Source organism: Skermania sp. ID1734 (genome assembly GCF_007489285.1).
In the GTDB taxonomy this organism is placed as follows: domain Bacteria; phylum Actinomycetota; class Actinomycetes; order Mycobacteriales; family Mycobacteriaceae; genus ID1734.
This window is the reverse complement of record NZ_VLIY01000056.1, coordinates 1-619: the sequence shown is the minus strand read 5'-3', so window position 1 is coordinate 619 and position 619 is coordinate 1. Positions and strand designations below refer to the sequence as shown.

Annotated in this window: 1 protein-coding gene and 1 pseudogene; both read left to right on the top strand. The window is 61.7% G+C overall.

Going from position 1 to position 619, the window contains the following annotated elements:
- Nucleotides 1-238 (top strand): annotated as a pseudogene (locus FOS14_RS24915) (IS481 family transposase); the annotation flags it as partial.
- Nucleotides 239-353: 115 nt separating this feature from the next.
- The coding region (locus tag FOS14_RS24530) for a hypothetical protein (protein ID WP_143769655.1) at nucleotides 354-619 on the top strand (266 nt) is incomplete at its 3' end.

Below are 619 nucleotides of genomic sequence, written 5' to 3'. Positions count from 1 at the left end.
GATCAAGACGCTGACCTCTACCGGCACCTTCTGGCTCGACGGCGTCGCCTACAAGGTCGCCGGCGGGCACGGGTTCGAGCAGGTCTACATCATCACCGACGGTGACCAGATCATCGTCGCCGACCTGCACGGCGAAATCCTCATCGAGCACACCCGAGCAGCACCGGGAGTCAAATACGTCGGCAACGGGCGACCTTCCGGACTGGTCCCCAAGACCCAAACGTCACCGATGTCCTGAGACATCAACTGTCACCGATGTCCTAATACAGAACTGTCACCCATGTCCTGAGACATCACATTCTAGGTGGGGATTTCACCTTGCACTCGAACGTTTGTTCGGGTATGATCTTGGTATGTGGGGTAGGGGGAGTTCTTCGACGGCGGCCACCGAGGCGGATCGGGTGGTGTTGGCCGAGTTGGCCGCCGACGCGGTCATCGAGAATCGGGCCGCCTACCGGAAGGTGAGCGCCTGTGCGGGGTTGTGGGAGGCCTGGATCGAACGCGACGTGCAACTGGGCAACGGCGATTTCCACGATTGCGGCAACAACGCGCTGGCCGAGATCGGGCTGCGGTTGGGCTGTTCACGCACCATCGCCGAGAACACCGCCGCGCTCGGGAT